A 5,372-nucleotide genomic window follows, 5' to 3' on the forward strand; every position below is an offset into this window, starting at 1 on the left:
ACACGCGCCACCTACTGCCCGGGCCGGACGACCACGACCGCTACCTCCTGGAAGCCGGGACCAGGCTGGCGCTGCGCCTCGACACCGTCATCCGGGACCTCGTCCGCGGCTCCCTGCGCGACGGCCACGAACACGCCGCCGACTTCCCCGGCTTCCGGCTCGGAGTCTTCGTCCGCGCCGACGACGGCCACGAAACCTACGTCGCCATCCGGATCACCGGCTCCATCCCCACCAACCTCACCGCCATGATCCTCGCCCGCGTACCAGGCTGCGCCGCCGACGGCTGGTTCCCCGAATACGCCCTCCCCGAACGCCACCTCCTCCCCGCCGAACAGGCCTGGTCCAACCTCATGGACCCCAAAACCGCCGCCCAGCTCCTCGACAACCAGGACTGACACCGCCAGGCGTGCTGGGCGCCGGACGGAGGCCTGCTCGCCCCAGGAATCGCCCCTCGCCAGCGCCACGTCCCGACCACCCCGCGCCCTGGTTTCCTGACGGACGACCACGATCGAACGAGTCGGACCCGATCACCAGCCGAGCCATCAGCCTGGACAGGTCGCCGACGACTGCGGGTCTCCGCAGCGCCGGCTGCGCCACTGTGGCTCCAGATGCCGGCGACCAACCGCTCCAGGGCGGGGCCCACGCGCTCTTCGTAGTCGGCGACCAGCCACAGGCTGCCGCCGTCGGGATGGCGCGGCACCGACCAGGTGCGCGCACACGGTGCGAGATCCCGGATCAGCTCTCAGGGACGCCTGACGTGGACCACTCGTTGGCGAAGTGCTCCATCTGCTGGAGAACCAGATTGATGGCTTCCGGGGCCTGGTCCGGCAGGTAGTTGTGGCGGGCCAGAAGGCGCTTGCTGGTGGAGCGGAGCCGGGCGCGGACCGACTCGCGGGCGATCCAGTCCGGCTTGAGCTGCCTGCGAACCTCGACGACCAGCTCGCGGGCGATGCCGGCCAGGACCTCATCACCCATCACCGAGCGCGCCGTGCCATGGTCAGCCACCGCGTCGTAGAAGGCGCGCTCCCGCCAGTTCAGAGGCGGATCGAACCGCTCGCCGCGGCGGGCGTCCTCCGCAACCTCCTTGGCCATCTCGACGATCTTGGCGATGATCTCCACGCTCGTGTACGCCGGGGGGCGGACTCGGCGCCCGGATACAGTACATGTGGCACGGTCGCGACCTGGAGGGCGAACTCGGGCCCGGCTGCCTCGGGTGCGGTTTATTCATGGAGGGCTCGGGTCATGCGTCTTCATGTGGGATGCGCGATGTGGACTCACAAGTCATGGCAAGGGCGCTTTCTGGCGCATCCGCTCCCGTCTCACCAACGCCTGCGGAACTACGCCAGCTGGTGCAACGCGGTCGAAGGGAATACAACGTTCTATGCGACTCCGGCCAGGAGCACCGTGGCCTCGTGGGCGCAGCAGACCGACTCCGACTTCCGATTCGTGATCAAGCTACCAAAGATCATCACACACGAACGTCGTCTTACGGACGTCGACGAAGCGCTTCACGCCTTCCTGGAAGCGATCGAGCCACTCGGCCCACGGGCCCATGCCCTCTGGATACAGCTACCAGGATCGTTTACCCCCGCCGACATCCCCGCGCTTGCCCGCTTTCTGCGCCGGCTCACCAGGTCCCACCGGTACGCTGTGGAGGTCCGCCACCCCGCATTCTTCAACGACCCTCGCGCAGCGCGACTTCTCGAAGGAGCACTTGCCACCGCGGCCGCCGAATGGATTCCATTCGACACCACCGCATTCTTTCAAAGCCCTCCAAATAGCGACGCTGAACGAGACGCATGGACCAAGAAGCCGCGCGTGCCGCTCCGATCGCTCGCGTTGACCGACCGGCCGATCGTCCGTTACCTCGGCCGCGACGCCTCCGCGCGGACGATCGAAGGCTGGCAGCGTTGGATTGACATTGCCGTCGAGTGGCTGCGCGAGGGCCGATCACCCACCGTGTTTATTCACACCCCAGACAACGCCGACGCGCCACTACTCGCCCGCTGCTTCCACGACGACGTACGGGTACGCATGCCCGAACTCGATGCACTGCCTCAGCCGATACCGACCGAGCCCCTGACCCTCTTCTGATGCGATGAAGGAGCGGGGCCCCGCTTCTCGTGACTCCCCGGGCTGATCCTGTCGGCAACGATGCCGAGCAGCTCGCCGAGGTGCTGGGCCGGGCTGGGGAGGCGCGGCCGTGCCCACCGTCATGGTGTCTGTGGTGACCTGGCACTGTGAATGTCATGGCTGAGCAGACCCCGGCAGCTGTTTCTGGTAGCTCGATGTCCCGGCAGCGGGAGCAGGCGCTGGTGGAGGCGATGCTGCGCTATCAGGTGCAGATCGATCCCGACGAGCTCGGACCCGTCCTCGATCTTGCCGCGGTTGGGATCGTCAACAGTGCCTGGCGCAACAGCCCGGTCGAGGACTGGCACAGCCAAGGGCGGCTGCATGACGGTGACATGTTGCGGATCAACGCGCACAGCAGCTGGCGGGTGCGGGAAATCATCCGGCGCTGGCGCAACGACCTGGGGCTCGGCCCGCAGTTTCGGGTAGAGCTGTGCGATGCGTTTGACAGTGGTACGACTGACTGGCTCGCTGTCCGGATCTGGCGATGGCTGGTGAACCCTGCCAGGCGCCTGCCGACTGGGTGGACGCTGGCCGAGCTCGCCGGGAGCGACCTGGACGAGTACCGCGACCATGCCGATGGGGCTATGGGCGGCTTCGCGGCGACGGCCGAGGAGTACGGGGTGCGCTACGCGTTCTGGCGTGCGGCGGTTCACGGCGGACTGGCCTGCCGACACTGGTGGGGAACACCGGCATGGCCTGGTCTGGTCGACCGGTTCATGCGCGCTCTCGACACCCCTGACGATCCGCACTGGCGGGACGGCACGCGATGGCAGGCGATTGTGGGAGCAGCGCCGCTGCGGGCTGCCGACCGCACCGGTCTGCGGCGCCTGCTGATGCGTCGGCCGTGGACTCTCGATTCCCAGACTGCGCAATGGGTCGTTGACGCCGGCATAGGCTATCTCCGCGGTCAGTTGCCTCAGCTGCCCGCCGACGTCCATGACGCACTCCCGCAATAGCGTTCCTCCCCGATTTCACGCGTAGTTGTCTCCCCAGGAAAGTACCGGGTGCATGCCGATGGCTATAGTCGACGCGTACCCTGATCATTTTCCTTTAGTCACAAGGTTATGTGCTGGCTGGCGCGGGGGCAGGTGTTTCGGGACTGTGGAGACTTTGGGCTTCCGTGCGCAGGGCGGCCACGATCTCCCGTGCTGGGCCGGCGCCGATCGCGAGCCGGCGTCGCAGCGTTTCCGCAGAGATCGGCTGTCCGACCGCCTGCCAGTGCGCGGCATCCTCTGCCCGGGCCCGTCCCAGCAGCACCTCACGCCGACGTGCATGATCCGCTGACCCGCGATGTCCGACTGGTGAATGATGATCTCGCCCGGTGTCCGGGACGGGCCGCTGGCGCTGGGCGGGAACGGCCGTCATGGGTCCGGTGGGCCGGGCTGGTGCGGCTTCCCGCAGGGCGCGGAGCAGATCCGGACCGAATATGGGACCAGCCGATCAGCAGCAGCGGACCGACGGCATCGAAGGCGGCTTTGCCGTACTCGCCGGTGATCAGGGGTTCCGCGACGTTCAACGCCAGCGTTACCATGCTGGAGAAGATGAGCAGACGTCGCGCTGACTTCAGCACGCCGTCCGGCCCGCCGTGCAGGGCCATGTGCCGCGTGCCGAGCAAGACACCCACGACGGACAGGTCGACAGCCTGGGCGACCAAGGGCGCCACTCAGATCGGGACTCCGAGACGCAGCCTGAGCGCGAGTACGTTGCCGAACGTCAGGCCGACCACGATCCCCATCACGGCGGTGACAAGGTTCACAGCCGGCGCGGGTCCTACCAGGTCCGCGGAACGTATGTTCGATCCCTGCTCTGTCGCAATCGTCTCAGCGTTCACTGGACATCGTCCCTGGTCGGCAGCCGTGTGGCGACCGGGCGGACGGTGATTTCAGGACCTTCAACCAAGATCGAACGGTTCTGTGCGCCACGAACGCGGAGAGTGAGGCCAAGGTGAGGTAGGTGGTCTTGCTCGACGCGGTGCTGCGTAGATGATGAGGGTTTTGTGGCCCCTCGGAGCCGCCCGGTGGGGGGTGGCTTCAAACCGCCCCAAGCTGCATTACTGATGTTTAACGTGTGGAGTCACAGCATCACAAGCCTTCCCATGCCAGCCCGGTTCCGGCGAGGAACCCGACGATCAGACCGGGCCGGTACTGCATCCGTTTCAACCCCTGCTTGACCGTCCGGTGTACCTGGTCGATGTCACGGGCGGCCAGGTTCGCCAGCACCGTGCGTTTCAGATGCGACCAGACGCCCTCCACCGGATTGATCTCAGGCGCGTAGGTCGGCAGCAGCACGACACTCACCCAGTCAGCGTGCGCGGCCAGGAAGCCGATCATCTCCGCCTGCACGTGAATGTTGAGACGGTCCCAGACCAGGACCAGACGGCCCCCGTCCAGCTGGGCGTGCGCAGCAGCCAGCAGATCCCGGCAGTCGGCCCAGCCCAGCCCCTTGCGCTCACCGGGACGCCCGTGGTGGACACGGGTCCGGTAGAACAGCCGGGCCCGCCGGCCGGGTTTGTAGCAGACCATCCCGATCACGCTCACTCGGCCCGAACCCCGCCCCGGCACCCGGATGATCGGGGTGACCCCGCGCCGCCCCCAGGTCCGGGCGCGTGGCGGCCTCAGTCCCTGCCCTGTCTCATCGACGAAACAGATCCAGGCGTCCCGGGCCGCCGCGGTGCTTTTACCTGCGACCACACCTGCGCCTTCCACACCTCAACCGCACCGTCATCGCGTTCACTCGCCCGACGGGCGGGCAGCTGACACGACCAGCCATACCGATCCAGCAGCGTCCACACCCCGGCCAGGGTGTACATCTGCCCGAACGTGCGCGCGATGACCTGCCGGACCCGGGCCAACGTCCACCGCTGATCCTCCCATCCGCACGCCTGCGGACCACGACGCAAGATCGCCTCCAACCGGGCGATGTCCACCGGGCCCAGCCGGCACCGTGACGCCGGCCCCCGGGAACGCAGCGCCGCCGTACCTCCCAATTCCCAGGCATGATACCAGCGGCTCGCGGTCTTACGCGTTACCCGGAACTCCTCAGCCACCTCCACCTGGGCCCATCCCTGGGCGAACCGGTCAGCCGCGGCCATCCGGACCTGTTCACGTTTCTCCTGCTCGGCGGCGGTCAGCCCACCACCAGTCGCGTACCTCATACCTACGGGCTACCCGACCGCCTACAGCCGCCACCGATCATCAGTGGGGACTGTCCAGCTAACGGTGTAACGGTTGATGTTGGTG

Annotated in this window: 5 protein-coding genes and 1 pseudogene; 3 read left to right on the top strand and 3 right to left on the bottom strand. The window is 67.2% G+C overall.

Annotation, left to right across the window (positions count from 1 at the left end; all coding sequences use genetic code 11):
• Positions 1-395 (top strand): annotated as a pseudogene (locus tag DD1DGNOD_RS16740) (hypothetical protein); the annotation flags it as partial.
• Positions 396-735: 340 nt separating this feature from the next.
• Here DD1DGNOD_RS16740 and DD1DGNOD_RS16745 read toward each other — a convergent pair.
• On the bottom strand, positions 736-1,119 hold the full coding sequence (locus DD1DGNOD_RS16745; RefSeq protein ID WP_206443244.1) for a type I restriction enzyme endonuclease domain-containing protein: 384 nt from the start codon (positions 1,117-1,119) through the stop codon (positions 736-738).
• 123 nt (positions 1,120-1,242) lie between these two features.
• Between DD1DGNOD_RS16745 and DD1DGNOD_RS16750 the strand changes: the two genes are divergently transcribed.
• Together DD1DGNOD_RS16750 and DD1DGNOD_RS16755 are read left to right on the top strand one after the other, a co-directional pair.
• Positions 1,243-2,094, top strand: coding sequence for a DUF72 domain-containing protein (locus tag DD1DGNOD_RS16750; protein ID WP_131768152.1), 852 nt, complete (start codon positions 1,243-1,245; stop codon positions 2,092-2,094).
• 155 nt (positions 2,095-2,249) lie between these two features.
• Complete coding sequence (locus tag DD1DGNOD_RS16755) at positions 2,250-3,089, top strand: hypothetical protein (RefSeq protein ID WP_131768151.1); 840 nt, start codon at positions 2,250-2,252, stop codon at positions 3,087-3,089.
• A gap of 707 nt (positions 3,090-3,796) precedes the next feature.
• Here the strand turns inward: DD1DGNOD_RS16755 and DD1DGNOD_RS30890 are convergent.
• A complete protein-coding gene (locus tag DD1DGNOD_RS30890) occupies positions 3,797-3,964 on the bottom strand; it encodes a hypothetical protein (RefSeq protein WP_346434337.1) in 168 nt (55 codons plus the stop codon).
• 250 nt (positions 3,965-4,214) lie between these two features.
• Positions 4,215-5,287, bottom strand: a protein-coding gene (locus DD1DGNOD_RS31325) for an IS630 family transposase (protein ID WP_430827824.1) whose coding sequence is annotated in 2 segments (ribosomal slippage) — positions 4,215-4,781 and positions 4,784-5,287 — 1,071 coding nt in all. Because the reading frame shifts where the segments join, the coding sequence is not laid out codon by codon here.
• Positions 5,288-5,372: the final 85 nt, after the last annotated feature.

This window comes from Candidatus Protofrankia californiensis (assembly GCF_900634765.1).
Lineage (GTDB): Bacteria > Actinomycetota > Actinomycetes > Frankiales > Frankiaceae > Protofrankia > Protofrankia californiensis.

Coding starts and splice junctions, on each gene's coding strand:
- DD1DGNOD_RS16750 (WP_131768152.1), top strand. CDS start 1,243: ATGCGTCTTCATGTGGGATGCGCGATGTGGACTCACAAGTCATGGCAA.
- DD1DGNOD_RS16755 (WP_131768151.1), top strand. CDS start 2,250: ATGGCTGAGCAGACCCCGGCAGCTGTTTCTGGTAGCTCGATGTCCCGG.